We start from the raw sequence: 17,984 nt of genomic DNA, 5'->3' as shown, positions 1-17,984 counted from the left end.
TTGCCAGAAATTATTTTAGGCTTAAAATAGTTTTCATGGCCGGGTGAATTGGCGAGGCTCCCATGAAAGTCGCGATCATCGGTGGTGGACCCGCGGGTCTCTACGCAGCGATCCTGCTCAAGAAACAGCGCCCTGGCGCCGACATCGCTGTCTATGAGCGCAACCGCGCCGACGATACGTTCGGCTTCGGCGTGGTGTTCTCGGATGCCACGCTCGACAATTTCGAAAAGCACGACCTTCCAAGCTACCGTCGCATCACCCAGGAGTTCGCCTATTGGGATGATATCGCGGTGCATTTTCGCGGCACCGTGCATCGGGTCGGGGGCAACGGCTTTTGCGGTTGCTCGCGGCAGAAACTGTTGCTGATCCTGCAGGAGCGCGCGCGAGAGCTCGGTGTCAGCCTGAATTTCGAAGTCGATGTCGAGGACGAGTCGCGCTTTGCCGATGCCGATCTCGTCTTGCTCGCCGACGGCATCAACAGCCGATTCCGTGAGAAGCATGTCGGGCACTTTGAGCCGGAGGTCGACCTCCGCACCAACAAATTTGCCTGGATGGGGTCGACCCGGCCGCTCGATGCCTTCACCTTCATCTTCCAGGAGACGGAGTGGGGACCGTTCATCGCCCACGCTTACCAATATGAAGCGGGCCACTCGACCTGGATCTTCGAGACCGATCCGGAGACGTTCGAGCGCGCGGGACTGACGGGGCTGAACGAGAGCCAATCCGCCACGCGGATGGCCGAGATCTTTGGCTGGTTCCTGGGCGAGCACAAGCTGCTCACCAACCGCTCGATGTGGCGAAATTTCCCGATGATCCGCAGCAAGCGCTGGGTCAAGGACAACATGGTGCTGCTCGGCGACGCCAAGGCCAGCGCGCACTTCTCGATCGGCTCCGGCACCAAGCTCGCGATGGAAGATGCGATCGCGTTGGCCGAAGCGATGGCGAAGGCGCCCGACATCAAAGCTGCGCTTGATGTCTATGAGCATGGTCGCCGCGAAGAGGTTGAGAAGACCCAGCACGCGGCCGACGTCTCGCTGGTCTGGTTCGAGCATGTCGACCGCTTCTGGGATTTCGATCCCGTGCAGTTCGCCTTTGGCGTGATGACGCGCTCGAAGGCGATTACCTACGACAATCTGAAGCTTCGCGCGCCGGATTTCGTCGCCGAGGTCGAGAAGTCCTTCGCCAGGCAAGTGCGCGGCAATGGGTTCGAGGTCAACACCGACAAGCCGATGGTGCCGCTGTTCCAGCCGTTCCGCTTGCGCGAGATGGAGATCGCCAACCGCGCCGTGATGTCGCCGATGTGCATGTATTCGGCGAAGGAAGGTGTTCCCGGTGAGTTCCACCTCGTGCATTACGGCTCGCGCGCCATCGGTGGCGCCGGCCTGATCTTCACCGAGATGACCTGTGTCAGCCGCGACGCCCGGATTACACCCGGCTGCGCCGGATTGTGGAATGACGAGCAGGAGACGGCGTGGCGGCGTATCGTCGATTTCGTCCACGGTAACTCCGCCGCAAAAATCTGCCTGCAGATCGGGCACGCCGGCCGCAAGGGTGCGACCAAGCTGATGTGGGATGGCATCGACCGTCCGCTGGACGAAGGCGGCTGGGATGTCGTCTCGGCGTCGCCGCTACCCTATTTTCCAGACAGCCAAGTGCCCCGCGAGCTCGACCGCGCCGGCATGAATGCGGTGAAGGGCTCTTTTGTCGCCGCGGCGGAGCGTGGTGAGCGGTGCGGCTTCGATATGCTGGAGCTGCACTGCGCCCACGGCTATCTTCTTGCCAGCTTCATTTCACCGCTGACGAACACCCGCATGGACGCGTATGGCGGTTCGCTTGAAAATCGGCTGCGCTTCCCGCTCGAGATATTTGAGGCACTTCGGGCAGTGTGGCCGAGGCACAAGCCGATGTCGGTGCGTATTTCTGCGACCGACTGGGCCGACGGCGGCATTACCGGCGATGATGCGGTGGCCGTCGCGCGCGCCTTCGCCGAGGCCGGTGTCGATCTCGTCGATGTCTCGACCGGGCAAACCGTGCGCGATGCACAGCCGATCTATGGCCGCATGTTCCAGACGCCATTCTCTGACCAGGTCCGCAACGAGGCGCGCGTGGCAACCATGTGCGTCGGAAACATCACGACCGCAGACCAGGCCAACACCATCTTGGCAGCTGGTCGGGCCGACCTCGTCGCGCTCGGGCGGCCGCACCTGGTTGATCCTTTCTTCACCATGAAGGCGGCGGCCTGGTATGGCGCGAACGACGCATTCTGCCCGCCGCAATATCTGCCTGGGAAGGACCAGATTTTCCGCAACAGCGTGCGCGATCGGCAGGATCTCGAGGAGCTGAGAATTAAGGCTAAGCCCAAGACCCGAGCTGAGCTCAAGGCGGAGGCGACAAAGCCGCTTGCGGCGGAGTGACCGCTCGTGCGACGTTAACCCCGTTGCCTGTGTATTGAGTGGAGTTAAGGGCGATGAAGGCGATTATCGTCGGCGGCGGTATCGGTGGTCTCACCACGGCTTTGATGCTGCGGGCCCGCGGCATCGGCTGCGAGATTTTCGAGCAATCGGATACGATCCGCGAACTCGGCGTCGGTATCAATACGCTGCCGCACGCCATGCGTGAGCTTGCCAGTCTCGGCCTGCTGCAAAAGCTCGACGACGTCGCGATCCGCACCGACCAGCTCTATTACCTCAACCGCCATGGCCAGGAAGTTTGGCGCGAAGCCCGCGGCGTCGATGCCGGTCACGACGTGCCGCAGTTCTCGATCCACCGCGGCCGCCTTCAGGGTGTCATCCATCGCGCCGTCGAGGAGCGGCTCGGAGCGGAGGCGATCCACACGGGCTGCCGGCTTGGCGCGTTCACGCAGGACGATGGCGGCGTCACGGCCTATTTCTTCGATCGTGCCGGCTCGCATATCCACACCGCGCGCGGCGATATTTTGATCGGCGCCGACGGCATCCACTCACGCGTACGCGACACGCTGTTCCCGAACGAAGGACCGCCGTGCTGGAACGGCCTGATGCTGTGGCGCGGTGCGCGCGACTGGCCGCTGTTCCTCACCGGAAAATCGATGATCGTTGCCGGTGGCCTCAACGCCAAGGTGGTGATTTATCCGATCGCGGAGGGATCGAGCTCGGCGAGCCGTCTCACCAACTGGGCGGTGCTCGTGAAAGTGGGCGAGGGCAATGCGCCGCCGCCGCGGAAGGAAGACTGGTCACGGCCGGGCCGGCGCGAGGAGCTGATGCCGCATGTCGCGCGCTTCTCGGTGCCCTATATCGACGTGAAGAGCCTGATTTCGGCGACGCCGGAGTTTTATGAATATCCGACCTGCGACCGCGATCCGTTGCCCTATTGGTCGTCCGGACGCGTCACCCTGCTCGGCGATGCCGCGCATCCCATGTATCCGGTCGGCTCCAACGGCGCCTCGCAGGCGATCCTCGATGCGCGCTGCCTTGCGGACGCGCTGGTACGCGCCGAGCATCCGCGTCAGGCCTTGATGGAATATGAGAAGAAGCGCCTGCCGATGACGGCGGACATCGTCCGCTCCAACCGGCGCGGCGGGCCCGAGGGCGTCATCGATGCCGTCGAGCAGTTGGCGCCCGACGGCTTCGACAATGTCGACAACGTGCTGAGCTATTCCCAGCGCGAAGCGATCGTGCGTGGTTACGCCACAAAAGCCGGCTTCGCCGCGGTACCTGGCCTCGCGGCGGTGCGCGCCTGAAGTGAGCCCCTAGCCGGCGCCCGGCGGCGGCGGCAGGAAGTGGATGTTGAACTCGGCGGCCATCGCCACAACATCCTCCGGCTTCTGTTCCTTCATGTTGTGAAGGCCCCAGAACAGGTCGAACAGCTTTTTGGTCGGCGACACCCAGAACAGCACCTTTGCGGTCTGGTCCGATTTGTTGAAGATGCCGTGCGGCACGCCCATGCCAAGGCGGATCAGATCGCCGGGCGTCGCCTGCGCCTCCGAATTGCCGAGCACGAAGTCGAGCTTGCCCTCCAGCATGTAGAGATATTCGTCCTGGTCGGGATGAATGTGCGGCGGCACGAACGTGCCCGGCGGCAGTGTGGCGTGCCAGGAGAAGCTGTTCTCGGTGTTGCTCTTCGGCACATAGGTCTGGCCGAGGATGTTCCAGGAGATGCCCTGGATCCCCTCGTTAGCCCGCGTGATGCCGGTAATTTCGCTCTTCATTGCAGTCCTCCCTTAACGCGACGCGCGGCGTTAGTTCGCCGCCTTGCAGTCCTTGGCATAGCGATCGCCGTAGTTCTCGAAAACCTTCTGGACGATCTCGGTCTGGAATTTTCCGTCCGGACGCTTGGCGACCTTGGTCAGATAGAAATCCTGGATCGGATAGCCGTTGGTGTTGAACTTGAACGACCCGCGCAGCGACGTGAAGTCCGCCTTCTTCAGGGCGGCCGCAACGGCGTCCTTGTTGGAGAGATCGCCCTTCACGCCCTTGACCGCGCTGTCGATCAGCATTGCAGCGTCATAAGCCTGGAAGGCGTAGGTGCCGGGCACGCCGTTATAGGCGGCCTCGTAGCTGGCGACGAACTTCTTGTTCTGGGGATTGTCGAGATTGGGCGCCCAGTTCGCGCCGCCGAACATGCCGACCGCCGCGTCCTGCTGTGCCGGCAGGGTCGATTCATCCACCGTGAAGGCTGAGAGCACCGGAATGTTGTCGGCGAGACCGGCCTGCTTGTATTGCTTGACGAGGTTGACGCCGAGGCCGCCCGGCATGAACGTGAACAGCGCATCGGGCTTCTGCGAGGAAATCTTGGAAAGCTCCGGCTGGAAGTCCAGCGTGTTGAGCGGCATGTAAGATTCTTCGACGATCTCGCCCTTGTAGTCGAGCTTGAAACCGGCGACCGAGTCCTTGCCGGCCTGATAGTTCGGCACCATCAGATACATGCGCTTGTAGCCGCGATCCTGCGCCACCTTGCCGAGGATCTCGTGCACCTGGTCGTTCTGATAGGACGTCACATAGAAGAACGGGTTGCAGTCCTTGCCGGCAAAGGTCGATGGGCCGGCGTTGGGGCTGATCAGGAATACCTTGGATTCCGTGACCGGCCGGTGGATGGCCTGGAGGATGTTGGAGAAGATCGGCCCGACCACAAAGTCGACCTTGTCGCGCTCCAGAAGACCCTTGACCTTGGTCACGGCGACGTCAGGTTTCAACTCGTCGTCGACCGCGATGACCTCGACGTCTCGGCCCCCCATCTTGCCACCGAGATCCTTTACCGCGAGGGCAAAACCGTCGCGAACCTGCTGGCCGAGCGCCGCGCCGGGCCCCGACAGCGTCACGATCACGCCCAGCTTGATCTTTTCTTGTGCGAGGGCAGGGCTCATCGCGGTCCCGAGCAGCAAGGCGGCTGCGGCCAAAGTCATTTGCGTCTTCATGATCTGTCCCCCCGTGGCGATCGGGCCTGCGCTGCAGGCCGCATACTTCGATCCAAGCTTATGCCGATGATGGCTACCGCGGCAAGCTGAGCTCAAGGCGTCGCCATCTCGCGCGAAAGCGGCGCATGCAAGCCGCGCGCCAATTATTTGAAGCCTAAAGAAATTGATGTGCGGTCGATTGTTGCAGCTTTGGGCTTGCGGCCGGCGTCGATTTATTTGAAGCTCAAAACGTTGGGAATCCGTACCGGCACCAATGCCGGCCGTGAGTGACTGCAGCGAGATGCTCGATTCCGAGACCAAGGCCGTCGAAACGCCGGAGGACCATGCCGAAGAGCTTCGGCTGTGGTTGCGCCTGCTCACCTGCACGACCCTGATCGAGGGAGAAGTCCGCGGTCGGCTGCGGCAACGTTTCGACGTCACGCTGCCCCGTTTCGATCTAATGGCGCAGCTCGACAAGGCGCCTGACGGCATGACGCTGTCGGATGTCTCCAAGCGCATGATGGTGTCCAACGGCAATGTCACCGGCCTCGTCGAGCGCCTGGTCGAATCCGGCCATCTCGACCGCCGGACCTCGGAGACCGACCGTCGCGTCCAGGTGATCCGCCTCACGAAGCTTGGTCGTGCCGAGTTTCGCAGGATGGCCTCGGAACACGAGACCTGGATCGCTGATCTCTTTGCCGATTTGACGCCGAAGGACGTTCGCGAATTGATGCGGCTCCTGGCCAAGACCAAGGCGTCGGCGCAGAAATCGGCCGGCCGCCGCCGGCCCTAGGTCCGCGGGCGACCGGTCGCCAATCCCTTTTGCCGCACGAAAATGCATGGGATGCCCAAAATCCGCTATTGCGCCAAATTGTTTTAAGCCTAAAATGTTTTCCGTTGAGTGCTGCCGGGTGCTTTCCATGCTGAAAGGAGCGTGCGATGGCCAACGCCGCCAAGGTTCAAGTTTCGGGCTCGCATGACGGCAACGCCGTGACTGCCCACGTCGACACGTTTGCGCGGCAGCATCTGCCGCCGCCAGAGCTGTGGCCGGAGTTCATCTTCACACGGCCGGAGCTGCACTATCCGCAGCGTCTGAATTGCGTCAGCTATTTCCTCGACCGCTGGGTCGAGCAGGGGCAGGGCGATGCGCCTTGCGTCATCAGCCCCGCCGTCAGCTACACCTATCGCGAGCTGCAGGCGCTCGTGAACCGCATCGCCAATGTGTTGGTCGGAAAACTCGGTCTCGTCACCGGCGGCCGCGTGATGCTGCGCTCCGCCAACAGCCCGATGATGGTTGCGACCTATCTTGCGGTGATCAAGGCCGGCGGCATTTGCGTGGCGACGATGCCGCTGCTGCGCGCCAAGGAGCTATCCTATCCGATCCAGAAGGCGGAGATCACGATTGCGCTTTGCGACGGAAAACTCTCCGACGAGATGGAGAAGGCGAAGCTGGCTGCGCCGGATCTCAGGCACGTGGTCTATTGGGGCAACGGTGCACCCGACTCGCTCGAAGCACTGATCGCGGATGCGAGCGCCGAGTTCGCCGCGGTCGATACCGCCGCTGACGATATCTGCCTGATCGCCTTCACGTCGGGGACCACCGGCGATCCAAAGGGCACCATGCATTTCCATCGGGACATGTTGGCGGTGTGCGACGGCTATGCGCGCAACATCCTGCAGGCCGAGCAGAAAGACCGTTTCGTCGGCTCCGCGCCGCTGGCCTTCACCTTCGGCTTCGGCGGCGTGCTGTTCCCGATGCACATCGGCGCTTCTTTTGTCGTCCTCGAGAAGACGACGCCCGACGACATCCTGACGGCGATCGAGCAGTACAAGACCACGGTCTGCTTTACAGCGCCGACCGCGTACCGCGCCATGATCGGCAAGCTTCCGGGGCGCGACATTTCCTCGCTAAGGAAGTGCGTGTCCGCGGGTGAGACGCTGCCCAAGCCGACATTCGACGCCTGGCTCAAGGCCACCGGCATCAAGCTGATGGACGGAATTGGCTCGACTGAGCTGCTGCACATCTTCATCAGCGCGACGGAGGACGAAATTCGCCCCGGCGCGACCGGCAAGCCCGTGCCTGGCTATGAAGCGAAGATCGTCGACGATGATGGCAATGACCTGCCGCCGGGCACGATGGGGAAGCTTGCAGTGCGCGGGCCGACCGGCTGCCGTTATCTCGCCGACGAGCGGCAGCGGAAGTATGTCCAGAACGGCTGGAACATCACCGGCGACACCTATCTGATGGATAGCGACGGTTATTTCTGGTACCAGTCGCGCTCCGACGACATGATCGTGTCATCCGGATACAATATCGCGGGAACGGATGTGGAAGCAGCGCTGCTCACGCATCCGTCGGTTGCCGAGTGTGGCGTCGTCGGTGCGCCGGATGAGGCGCGCGGGATGATTGTGAAGGCCTATATCATTGCCGCATCCGGCGTGACGCCGGATGCAAAGCTCGCAGCCGAGTTGCAGGAGCATGTCAAACGCGAGATCGCGCCGTATAAATATCCGCGCGCGATCGAGTTCGTGACCCAGCTGCCGAAAACCGAGACCGGAAAATTGAAGCGCTTCGCCTTGCGGCAATTGGCGCAAGCGGCGGCGACGTCCTCGGGCGTCGCGGCAGAATGAGATGAGGATCAAGATTTGTCCGTGACGACGCCGAAAGGCCCACAGCTCGCGGTGCTGCCCGGTGCAGCCGAGGATGACCTCAGCCCGAGGGCACAGGTGCTCCAGCCCTCCGGCTGGCCGATGCCGAAGGGCTATGCCAATGGCATGGCTGCCGAAGGGCGCTTCGTGGTGACCGGCGGCGTGATCGGCTGGGATGCCGAGGAGCGTCTCGCGGACGGCTTTGTCGCGCAGGTGCGTCAGACCCTGAGCAACATCGCGGAAATCCTTGCCGAGGCCGGTGCGCGGCCCGAGCACCTCGTGCGCCTGACCTGGTATGTCGTCGACATGGACGAATACCTGACGAACCTGAAGGAGCTCGGCAAGATCTATCGCACGATCTTCGGCGCGCATTATCCGGCAATGGCGCTTGTCCAGGTCGTCCGCCTTGTTGAGAAAGCGGCACGCGTCGAGATCGAAGCAACCGCCGTCATTCCTCGCTGAACGACACTCAGCTTGCCTTGTCAGCTTGCCTTGGCGAGATCATCGTCCTCGGGTGAGTTCAGATAGACGCCGGACATGGTGTCGACCCAGCATAGATGGTCGTGCACCTTCCTGACGCCCGCGACATTCTCCGCGGCAACGACCGCAGCCTGCCGCGCGCGCTCCTCGGTGATGACGCCGCTCAAATGAACGATGCCGTCGCGAACGATGACGTTCAGTCCGAACGGGCACCAATCGTTCTTCTCCATGGCATCGATGATGCGCCCGCGGATGTGATCATCGTCGGCGGTCGGGTCCGGCACGTCGCGAGCGAGGCCCGCCACGGCTTGCAGAAGGTTGGCGCGTGATACGATGCCCACGAGCTTGTCGCCGCGAACCACCGGCAGCCGCTTCACGTTATTCCGTTCCATGAGATCGACGATTTCCGCAAGCGCGGCGTCTTCGGTAATGGTGACGGGCGAGGCGGTCATGACCTCCGACACCCTGCGGCCATGCTCGTGGACGAAATCGCTGGCTGTCTTGCCGGGACCGAGGATGAATCGCAGCCAGCGGCCGCGCTTGCGCCCGGTGCCGATTTCGCTGCGGCGGATGAAGTCGCTCTCCGAGACGACGCCGACCAGCTTGCCGGTACCGTCGACAACAGTCAGGCCGCTGACGTGGCGCTTCAGCATGATGTTCGCGGCCTCGACGATGCTGGTGTCGGGGGTGACCGAGATAACCGAGCGGGTCATGATCTGGTGGGCGCGCATGGGGGGCTCCGCAAGTTCACACGAATATCGATGTGCGGAGCTTAGATCAGCGGCAGCGGCCTGGTTTGACGCAGGTCAAGCAGCGCTGGCGTCGAGCTAGTCCTCCGGTTCCGGGTCTGGCGTCAGGTCGGAGGAGCGGAAGGGCTTTGCCTTGTCCAGCTTGCGATAGGCCGTCGAAGCCGTTCGCAACAGCTTCTTTTCCCGCTTGCGGTCGAGAAAGCGAACGGCGGCCTCGGGGGCGGCTTCGTTCAACGACGCGGCCAGCGTCTGGCCGCGCGCATCGTCGTTCAGCTGTCCGAGCGATTTTTGCGCCCTGCGCAATTGTTTGAGAATCGACTTCTGCTTCGTCAGCGACTTCTCGGCGAACAGGTCCTCCAGCGACTCGATCGAATAGGTCAGTCGCTTGTTGAGAATCCGCAGCTTGTGCCGCTTCTCGACATCGAGCTTGCGCAGCCTCTTGGCCTTCCTGAGCAGCGTCTTTTCCCATTCGGTCAGTTGCGCCGTCGCGTGGTCGGCGAGCGGGCAACGGCGCAGCCTGATGGCCTCCTTGCCGCGCCGGGTCGACCAGGGGCCGCTCTCGATCCAGCTCGAGGTCTGTTCGACCAGGCGGCGATATCGCGCCGATTGCAGCGCGCGGGCCAGCAGGCGATGGCTTTCGGCGCGCTTGTCGTCCCAGTGCTGCAGCTCGGCGATCACCGCGAGCTCGTTGCCGGTCTCGGCCACGACGCGTTCGATGGCGACGTCGAGATCCCGCACCATGCCGAGCTGGCTGTTCAGCCATTTCAACTCGGCCCAGACTTTGGGGCGCAGCGCATCGTCGACCATGGGCGAAAAGAAGCGAATCGCGGTCCGCAGATGGGTCAGCGCGATTCGGATCTGATGCAGCGCCTCCGGATCGCCTCGACAGGTCCCGTCGTGCTGGGCAAGGACGGCGGCGAGGTGACGGCGGGCGATGATCCGAAAGGCGGTGTCGCAGGCCATGCCGGGGCTGAGGCGCCCGGGCAGCGTATTGCGGCTCGCCGCCGGCCTGGCGAGGGCGGTCGCCGTCGAACTCGTGGTGGGTCGCGCCATCCTAGCCCGCGCCAATCAGATTGCCTTACCTGCCCTCAGCGATCGCGTCCTGGCAGCTCTGGAGCGTCTGCGCTTGTGTCCCGGATGCATCGATGGTCGTCCAATCGATATGGCCGATATTATAGTGCTCTTGCAACGCGGCAACCTCTTGCGTCGCGTCGGATGCGTCACCGCTGCGACCGCCGATTCGGGCCTGGCGGGTCGCCAGATCCGCGACCAGGAAGAGGCCGGTGAGGGGTGCGTTACAATTCCTCGCCAGCGTGGCGGTGGCATCCCGCTCGAAATCGCGGGCGAACACGCCGTCGACGATTGCTGAATGGCCCTGAGCCAGCACACGCTGGGCGCGCTCGGCCATTGCCTCGTAGACACGGGCCGCAAGCTCGGGCGTATAGGCGGACGGCCGCAGCCGGTCCGTGTCGGCAATACCGAACATCTGCTTGCGAATGACGTCGCTGCGCAGCACGACGGCGCCAGGCTGCGGAGCGACGGTAGGCGCGAGCGCGCGTGCCAAAACTGTCTTGCCGGTGCCAGATAGTCCACCCACCGCGATCAGACGGGGAGCGGGAGGCTGGATCAGCGCCTGGGCAAGGTCGAAATAATGGCGCGCCTCATCGAGAATGCCGGCATCGTCGGAATGTGGTGGCTTCAGCCGTGCCAACGCTACCTGGGCCCGGATCGCTGCGCGCATTGACATGAACAGCGGCAGCGCGCCGAGCGCGTCGAGATTATTCAGCGGTGTCGCGGCAAGATATCGGTTCAGAACGGTATTGGCTGCGAGCGGCTGATGGTGGCGGAGCAGATCCATCAGCGTAAACGCGAGGTCATAGAATACGTCGACAGTCGCCATCTGTGCGTCGAACTCGATGGCATCGAATAGCACGGGCTGCTGCTCGATCATCACAATATTCGCAAGATGCAGATCGCCGTGACAGCGGCGCACGAAGCCTTGGTGGCTGCGCTCTTCGAGCAAGGGACGGGTGCGCAGGAATGCCGCGTGCGAGGCCTGCGCAAGCTGCTCGATCTCCATGGCCGGGAGATGATTGCCGATTCGCAGGCCATTGCTGTTGCCGTTGATCAGGGCGGGGATGGAGGACATCCAGGCCTTGCCGTCGGCGGGCGTCGTTGCCGCATGCGAAGCCGCGATCGCGTCGGCGACGGCCGACGCAAAGTCCGCGTCGAACCGTCCGGCCTTCGCCAGATGATCCAGCGTTCGGCTCTCGTCGAAACGCGACATGTCCACGGCATATTCGATCGGCTTGCCGCTGCCGTCGACCTTCACCGACCCGTCCGGTTCTTCAGTAATGGCCACGACGCGATGATAGATCTGTGGCGCATGCGGCCGGTTGATCCGGACCTCTTCCTCGCACGCCATCCTGCGTTTCCCGAGCGTCGAATAATCGAGAAAGGGATATTTGACCGCCCGCTTGATCTTCAGCGCGCGCGTCCCGTCGAGGAAGACCGAAGCCGCGTGTGTGTCGATCCGCTTCGCGCCGGGATGTGCGGTCAGTGCCGCGAAGATCCGTTCCTGGGTCGCAGAATTGTCGGTCATCCCTGCCGGCCTATTGCAGATGAGGGCGCCAAGCGGTCCGGCCGCACACCAAGGTAACCTTTAGGTCGGGACCGCGACCAGTCCTTGACTTCCGTCAAGGCCGGTCGTCGGTTGGCGATGCGGAGTTGTCCCGGCTTGAGGAAGATCAAGGCCCCGTACCGAAGGCGGCCTATTCTGGCCGGCAAGGAGAATCCGATGCCCATCAAGGACGTGTTTCTGCCGCTCATTGGCCAGCCGCGCTCGTCCACGCTGGCCACGATTGAGAAGTGCGTCGCCGTTGCCGCCGATCTCGGCGCCAGGATAACCGGGCTTGCGCTCGAGGACGATGCCTTCACGCGGCCGAAGGTGGTGTTCCCTGATGATCCGGAGGCCGCCGAATTCAGTGCCGCGCGCGAGGCGGACGACATGCAGCAGCTCCTGGACACGTTCACCGCTGCGGCCTCGCGTGCCGGGATTCGCGCCCAAAGCCGGTCAGGCAGAGTCCCGGCGGACCAGATCGCCTCGACCCTGGCCGAGCACGCGCACTTCAGCGACCTCATCATGGTCCTCGTGAAGCCGCACGACAGCCGAACGGAAAACATCGTTGACACGCTCCTGTTCGAATCCGGCCGGCCATTGCTGCTTTGTCCGGAGCAGCACGTAGAGGCGCTGCGGCCGGAATTCGAGAACGTCGTGATTGCCTGGGACCATTCGGCGCGCGCGGCACGTGCGGTCGGCGACGCGTTACCGATCCTGCAGGCTGCCGCTGTGGTGCGGGTGATCACGGTGGCGGACGACAAGGGCGAAGCGGTCACGCAATCCGGCGCCAGTCTCGTCCATCATCTCAGGGAGCATGGGGTCTATGCATCCTTCGAAACCGTGAAGGGCGGTGGCAGCTCGATCGGCAAGGTGCTGGGAAGCTTCGCGCAGTCCCACGCGATCGATGCCATCGTCATGGGCGCCTACCACCATTCGCGTCTGAACGAGATCGTCTGGGGCGGCGTAACGAAGACCATCATCGGCCAGCCACCATGCTGGGTGATGATGTCGCACTAGCGTCCTGAACCGGAAGTTCGCAACATCGCGTCGACGCTGTCGCGCATTTTTGAGATTGTGCCCTCGAGCCCGATCTAGCAGGCGAACTTTCGCTGAACGGCAGCCAGTGCCCGAAAATGATCCCTAATTTCATCTTGCGTTGAATCAGCAGCACACGCCGCAAATCTCTTATTGAGCCACGGTCCAAGCTGCGGCCTGCGATAAGGGGCGATGCTGGTCACATCGGGACTCTCCCGCGCTCGGGCGCGTGCAGGACCATGAAATGCTTCTGCACGATAGCGAGCCGGATCATTTTCTTTGTTGCAATTACAAGCTTCATCGTCGGTCGCAAGCAGGCCTCTGGTGGGCGCTGATAACCGAAATGGTTATTGAGTTCTCAGCACATCATGCCTCATGTGATTGAATGAGGTACCCCCTCCGAGCCATTGGCTCGATAGGTGAACTCAGCGAGTATCGAGACAAATCGCAGTTTGTCGCGTCTCGGATTCAGCGAGTTGGGACTTTCTGTTAGCTGCTGTTTTGGAGAGGCCGAGCGAGCCGCGGTAGCGGTGCGCCTGGATGTCTATTGCCGCGCTCCGGAGGGAAATTCATGCGGACGCCAAGTAGCCCGCGTTTCGAGACCGTGGCAGCGGTCGTCTTGGAACCTGCACGCTCGACCAACAGGCACTGCGATCGAACCGCGATGGAGGGCTGACGATCATGACCACGACTCCGAGCCACATTGTCGTCCTTTCCCTGGAAAATGAGAACTATTCCGACATCGTAGGGAGTTCGCAGGCGCCATACCTGAACTCGCTGATCTCCCAGGGGATGCTGCTCACCAACTACTACGGTGTGACCCATCCGAGTCAGCCCAATTACATTGCCCTGTTTTCCGGCTCGACGCAGGGCGTCACCAGCAACGGCGCCGTTGCCCAGCTTCCGGCCAGCGTGCCGACACTGGCGAGCACGCTCGCCGCGCACGGTTACACCTTCGGCGGTTACGCCGAGACGACGGCGGATCCCGAACGGCAACCTTGGATGGACTTCGCCAATTCGGCCAACGACGGTCACGATTTCAGCACCTTTCCTCAGACCGCGGCCGGCTTCGCCAACCTTCCGACCGTCTCCTTTGTTTCGCCCAACGACGCCCACAACATGACGCCGACGAGCGACAACGGTGGCGGGATTCCGGCAGGCGACGCTTGGGTCCAGGCCAACCTCTCTGCCTACGCCGCCTGGGCGCAGGCGAACAATTCGCTGCTGATCATCACCTTCGACGAAAACAACACCAATCCGGCGGTGACCTATCCCGATCACATTGCGGGGATCGTCGTCGGCGCGGGCGTCCCGGCCGGCTCCGTCAACGACTCGCCCGCTGATCAATATTCCCTGCTTGCCACGATCGAAAGCCTTTACGGCGCTGCGCCGATCGGCGCCAGCGCCGGCGTGCCGGCGCTCAATTTCTATTCGGCGACGCCACCGACGAGCTCCACCTCGGTCGACCTGTCATTTTCCGGATTGTCCGATCTGACCAACACTCCGCCCCAAAATGCGCTAGCGGTCGGTTCGAATTACATTCTCACCGCGGAGACCACTCACTACGAGATAACCGACCTCAGCGGGCATCCGATCGTATCCAATGGATCATTGTCCACCTTGTTCTCGCCGCTTGGCGCCACGCTCGACAACAGGCTGCTCGACGCGCGCGCCGCCTATGACAGTTCGACCGGTCACTATGTGATCATCGCGGAAAATTTCCAGCCGGGAACCGGGAATTTCGCCACCAACATCGATATCGCCGTGTCGGTGGACAGCAATCCGAACGATGGCTGGTATCTGGCTTCGATCGACACGTCCAACGGCAACACGACCCAAGCGGACATGCCCTTTCTGTCGGTCAGCAACGGCAAGATCTACATCTCCACGCCCGAATATCTCGACGCGGGAGGCGGTTACAACAACGGCGAATTCGTCGTCAACGAAAGCAGCGTCATAGCCGCCGGAAACGCCGCGATCACACCCGACGCCAGCCAAAGCGTGTCACCGACCGGCGGCATCGCGCGCAATATCGCCGGCGATAACGGGGAAACCTACTATTTGAGCACCTATTCGACCGGCAGGGAGACAGGGCTCACATATCAAACCTACGATCCGACGCACGGCTTCAGCGGGACCCAAACGCTCTTCCTCGGCGATGCCGATGTGGGAGGGGGCGGAAACAACTTCACCGCCGCGCAGCTAGGCACGACCAAGACGCTCGACATTAACGACGGGCGCCTCCAAAGCCTTGCCTACACCTCCTCCGGAGGACACAACTACGTCTTTGGCGTGAGCGAAGTCATGCCGAGCGCGGGGGCGCCCGCGGAAATCGAGTGGTTCAAGCTCGATGTCACCGATCCCACGAATCCGCAATTTGTCATCGGGAACGTGATTTCCGGCGCCTCCATCGGCGCGGGCGTCGCGGTGTTCAACCCGTCGATTGCGGTCGACCAGAACGGCGACGTGCTCATCAATTTTTCGGCCTCCGGGTCGAATATGTATCCCGCCGACTATTATACGGTGCTCGGCGCCGGCGCTTCCGCCTTCACCGCGCCGACGCTTTACCAGGCGAGCACTACGTTTTTCGATTCCGGTGCTCTGAACGACCAGCGCTGGGGCACCTATTCGACCGCAATCGCCGATCCGAACAACCCGGGCGGGTTCTGGATATCGAATGAATATATCGCCAACGGATGGTGGCAAACGGCGGTCGCTCAGGTCAGTGTCCATCCAGATACGACGCCGCCGGCCGCACCGACCGGCCTATCCCTCGATGCGACGACGGACAGCGCTACGATCGGCGATCGCATCACCAACTTTACGCACGTCAAGATCGACGGCACGGCCGAGGCCGGCAGCACGGTGACACTGTATGACAGCAACGGCACGACAGTGCTTGGTACAGGCACTGCGAATCTGACAACCGGTGCGTTCAGTATCACGACATCGGCGCTGGCTGATGGGACGCATAATATCACCGCGAAAGCGACCGATGCGTGGGGAAATACGAGCATTGCGTCCGCCGTCCTTGCCGTGATGGAGGACACCACGGCGCCGACAGGCGGCACGCCCGATCTCACCGCGGCTTCCGATACAGGCGTATCGAGCACGGACAACATCACCAAGGATACCACGCCAACGTTCCAGGTGGCCCTCGATCCAACCGTGCAGGCGGGCGATACGGTCGAGCTGAAACTCGGTGGAGCATCGCTGACGCATCCCCTGCTGCACACCATCACCGCAGGCGACGTGTCGGCCGGATCCGTCCAGTTGACCGTGACGGCCGGCGATCTTGGCGCGGACGGCACGAAGTCGATCACCGCGGTCTTTGACGACGCGGCCGGGAATTCATCAACGACCGCGGCGCTGATGATCACGCTCGACACCACGATCGCGACGCCAACTGTGGCGCTGACCGACGACACCGGCATCTCGGACACCGACCACATCACACGGGATGACGCGCTGACCATCAGCGCGGCGGCCGGCGATGTCACCCGCACCTACTCAGTGGACGGCGGGCTGCCATCGGCGAGCTACGTCGCGCCGGTGATGGACGGCAGCCATACCGTGGTCGTGACCGATACCGACACCGCCGGCAACACGGCCAGTGCCAGCATCACCTTCACGCTCGACCAAACGGACGTCAATTTCGGTACGTCTGGCGGCATATCCAACTTGCTGCTCCAGAACGACACCAGCCATGGCATTGCGGTCTGGGAAATGAACGGAACTACGGTAGTGGCGAATCCCCAGATCGGCACCGCGCCGTCAGGGTCCGAACTCGCTGCCACGGGAGACTTCAACGGTGACGGCAAAGCCGACTTGCTGTTCATCAACGACACGAGCCATGCCGTTACGATGTGGGAAATGAACGGTACCCAGGTGGCGACGAACGCCACGGTCGGCACCATTAATGCCGCGGCCGGCTGGCAATTCGAAGGCACCGGCGATTTCAACGGTGATGGCAAGACCGACCTGCTTCTCTTCAATGACAACAGTGATGGTGTTGCGATCTGGGAGATGAACGGCACCCAGGTCATGGCCAACCCGCAAATCGGTGTTATCAATGGCGCGGCCGGCTGGCACTTCGCCGACACGGGTGACTTCAACGGTGACGGCAAGACCGACCTGCTGCTTCTCAACTCAACCACTCATGGCGTGGCGGTCTGGGAGATGAACGGCAGCCAGGTCATGGCCAATCCGCAGATCGGTACCATCAATGCCGCGGCCGGCTGGCAATTCGAGGGTACCGGCGACTTCAATGGTGACGGCAAGACCGACCTTCTGCTTGTCAACTCAACCACCAATGGTGTGGCGGTTTGGGAGATGAACGGAACCCAGGTCATGGCCAATCCGCAGATCGGTACCATCAATGCCGCGGCTGGCTGGCACTTCGCCGACACGGGTGACTTCAACGGCGACGGCAAGACCGACCTGCTGTTGCTCAACAGCACGACTGGCGGCGTCGCGGTTTGGCAGATGAACGGCACCCAGGTCACTGCCAACCCGCAGGTCGGCGTCATGGATCCCGGTTTCCAATACGTCGGCAAGGGCGACTACAACGGCGACGGCAGGACCGATCTTCTGTTCGAGAACAATGCTACCCACGCGTTGCAGGTCTGGGAGATGAACGGCACACAGGTCGAGGCCAAGGTTCAAATCGGAACGATCAATGCTGCTGCCGATTGGCATCTCGTGAGCTAGGATCCGGGCTGGCACGACGTCCAGTCAGATTCTGCTCGCCACCAGTGGCCCGCTTTCAGCGCCAGCGCTCGAATTCGCGGATAATGACCGAGGTTCGTTTGTCCATTTCATCGGTGCTTGGCACAATTTGGTGTCGCGAGTCACTGGTTCGTAATGATGGATTTGCAGTGGGTTCGCGTCGCTGTACCAGGATGGGGGCCGCAGCAGCGACCACTCCCCCGATCCAACACTGGCTGGCTAAAAAGCGCGGTTGGCACGCGCACCTGACTCCGACCAGTTCGTCATGACTCAACCAAGTCGAGCGCTTCTTCAGGTTTCTTACCGATAAAAAGATTAGGCCCGACGCCTATCGCAACGTCGCTGCCGTCAG

The 17,984-nt window shown here is 62.3% G+C and carries 12 protein-coding genes; 7 read left to right on the top strand and 5 right to left on the bottom strand.

What is annotated here, in order from left to right:
• The first annotated feature begins 62 nt into the window (after positions 1-62).
• A complete protein-coding gene (locus tag NLM32_RS32605) occupies positions 63-2,414 on the top strand; it encodes a bifunctional salicylyl-CoA 5-hydroxylase/oxidoreductase (RefSeq protein WP_254132819.1) in 2,352 nt (783 codons plus the stop codon).
• A gap of 53 nt (positions 2,415-2,467) precedes the next feature.
• The gene (locus NLM32_RS32600) at positions 2,468-3,718 is read left to right on the top strand and encodes a flavin-dependent oxidoreductase (protein ID WP_254132818.1); all 1,251 of its coding nucleotides are present in this window, start codon (positions 2,468-2,470) and stop codon (positions 3,716-3,718) included.
• 9 nt (positions 3,719-3,727) lie between these two features.
• On the opposite strand, the gene NLM32_RS32595 is transcribed toward NLM32_RS32600, so the two are convergent.
• A complete protein-coding gene (locus NLM32_RS32595; protein ID WP_194481488.1) occupies positions 3,728-4,186 on the bottom strand; it encodes a cupin domain-containing protein in 459 nt (152 codons plus the stop codon).
• A 30-nt stretch (positions 4,187-4,216) separates the two neighbouring features.
• Positions 4,217-5,392 carry an ABC transporter substrate-binding protein gene (locus NLM32_RS32590; protein WP_254132817.1) on the bottom strand — a complete coding sequence of 392 codons (1,176 nt, stop codon included), beginning with the start codon at positions 5,390-5,392 and terminating at the stop codon, positions 4,217-4,219.
• 253 nt (positions 5,393-5,645) lie between these two features.
• Here NLM32_RS32590 and NLM32_RS32585 point away from each other — a divergent pair, with 253 nt between their 5' ends.
• The 3 genes from NLM32_RS32585 to NLM32_RS32575 all read left to right on the top strand — a co-directional run bounded on the left by NLM32_RS32585 (position 5,646) and on the right by NLM32_RS32575 (position 8,482).
• The gene (locus tag NLM32_RS32585) at positions 5,646-6,164 is read left to right on the top strand and encodes a MarR family winged helix-turn-helix transcriptional regulator (RefSeq protein WP_254132816.1); all 519 of its coding nucleotides are present in this window, start codon (positions 5,646-5,648) and stop codon (positions 6,162-6,164) included.
• 146 nt (positions 6,165-6,310) lie between these two features.
• A complete protein-coding gene (locus NLM32_RS32580) occupies positions 6,311-8,002 on the top strand; it encodes a benzoate-CoA ligase family protein (RefSeq protein ID WP_254132815.1) in 1,692 nt (563 codons plus the stop codon).
• Positions 8,003-8,023: 21 nt separating this feature from the next.
• Entirely contained in the window at positions 8,024-8,482 is a 459-nt protein-coding gene (locus NLM32_RS32575) for a RidA family protein (protein ID WP_375143592.1), read from the top strand.
• A gap of 20 nt (positions 8,483-8,502) precedes the next feature.
• On the opposite strand, the gene NLM32_RS32570 is transcribed toward NLM32_RS32575, so the two are convergent.
• From NLM32_RS32570 to NLM32_RS32560, 3 genes are all read right to left on the bottom strand, one after another.
• On the bottom strand, positions 8,503-9,231 hold the full coding sequence (locus NLM32_RS32570; protein ID WP_254132813.1) for a CBS domain-containing protein: 729 nt from the start codon (positions 9,229-9,231) through the stop codon (positions 8,503-8,505).
• 96 nt (positions 9,232-9,327) lie between these two features.
• Positions 9,328-10,302: a CHAD domain-containing protein gene (locus NLM32_RS32565; RefSeq protein WP_254132812.1), complete on the bottom strand. Its 975-nt coding sequence runs from the start codon at positions 10,300-10,302 to the stop codon at positions 9,328-9,330.
• Positions 10,303-10,327: 25 nt separating this feature from the next.
• Positions 10,328-11,851: a bifunctional aminoglycoside phosphotransferase/ATP-binding protein gene (locus tag NLM32_RS32560; protein ID WP_254132811.1), complete on the bottom strand. Its 1,524-nt coding sequence runs from the start codon at positions 11,849-11,851 to the stop codon at positions 10,328-10,330.
• Between the two features lie 195 nt (positions 11,852-12,046).
• Here NLM32_RS32560 and NLM32_RS32555 point away from each other — a divergent pair, with 195 nt between their 5' ends.
• Positions 12,047-12,886 (top strand): universal stress protein, encoded by an 840-nt coding sequence (locus NLM32_RS32555; protein WP_254132810.1) that lies wholly within the window; start codon positions 12,047-12,049, stop codon positions 12,884-12,886.
• Between the two features lie 699 nt (positions 12,887-13,585).
• Positions 13,586-17,614 carry an FG-GAP-like repeat-containing protein gene (locus NLM32_RS32550; protein ID WP_254132809.1) on the top strand — a complete coding sequence of 1,343 codons (4,029 nt, stop codon included), beginning with the start codon at positions 13,586-13,588 and terminating at the stop codon, positions 17,612-17,614.
• Positions 17,615-17,984: the final 370 nt, after the last annotated feature.

The sequence above is a fragment of the Bradyrhizobium sp. CCGUVB14 genome (assembly GCF_024199935.1).
GTDB lineage: Bacteria > Pseudomonadota > Alphaproteobacteria > Rhizobiales > Xanthobacteraceae > Bradyrhizobium.
Note: the sequence above shows the minus strand (reverse complement) of the source record. Positions and strands in the feature narration are given on the sequence as shown.

Coding starts and splice junctions, on each gene's coding strand:
- NLM32_RS32605 (WP_254132819.1), top strand. CDS start 63: ATGAAAGTCGCGATCATCGGTGGTGGACCCGCGGGTCTCTACGCAGCG.
- NLM32_RS32600 (WP_254132818.1), top strand. CDS start 2,468: ATGAAGGCGATTATCGTCGGCGGCGGTATCGGTGGTCTCACCACGGCT.
- NLM32_RS32595 (WP_194481488.1), bottom strand. CDS start 4,186: ATGAAGAGCGAAATTACCGGCATCACGCGGGCTAACGAGGGGATCCAG.
- NLM32_RS32590 (WP_254132817.1), bottom strand. CDS start 5,392: ATGAAGACGCAAATGACTTTGGCCGCAGCCGCCTTGCTGCTCGGGACC.
- NLM32_RS32585 (WP_254132816.1), top strand. CDS start 5,646: ATGCCGGCCGTGAGTGACTGCAGCGAGATGCTCGATTCCGAGACCAAG.
- NLM32_RS32580 (WP_254132815.1), top strand. CDS start 6,311: ATGGCCAACGCCGCCAAGGTTCAAGTTTCGGGCTCGCATGACGGCAAC.
- NLM32_RS32570 (WP_254132813.1), bottom strand. CDS start 9,231: ATGCGCGCCCACCAGATCATGACCCGCTCGGTTATCTCGGTCACCCCC.
- NLM32_RS32565 (WP_254132812.1), bottom strand. CDS start 10,302: ATGGCGCGACCCACCACGAGTTCGACGGCGACCGCCCTCGCCAGGCCG.
- NLM32_RS32560 (WP_254132811.1), bottom strand. CDS start 11,851: ATGACCGACAATTCTGCGACCCAGGAACGGATCTTCGCGGCACTGACC.
- NLM32_RS32555 (WP_254132810.1), top strand. CDS start 12,047: ATGCCCATCAAGGACGTGTTTCTGCCGCTCATTGGCCAGCCGCGCTCG.
- NLM32_RS32550 (WP_254132809.1), top strand. CDS start 13,586: ATGACCACGACTCCGAGCCACATTGTCGTCCTTTCCCTGGAAAATGAG.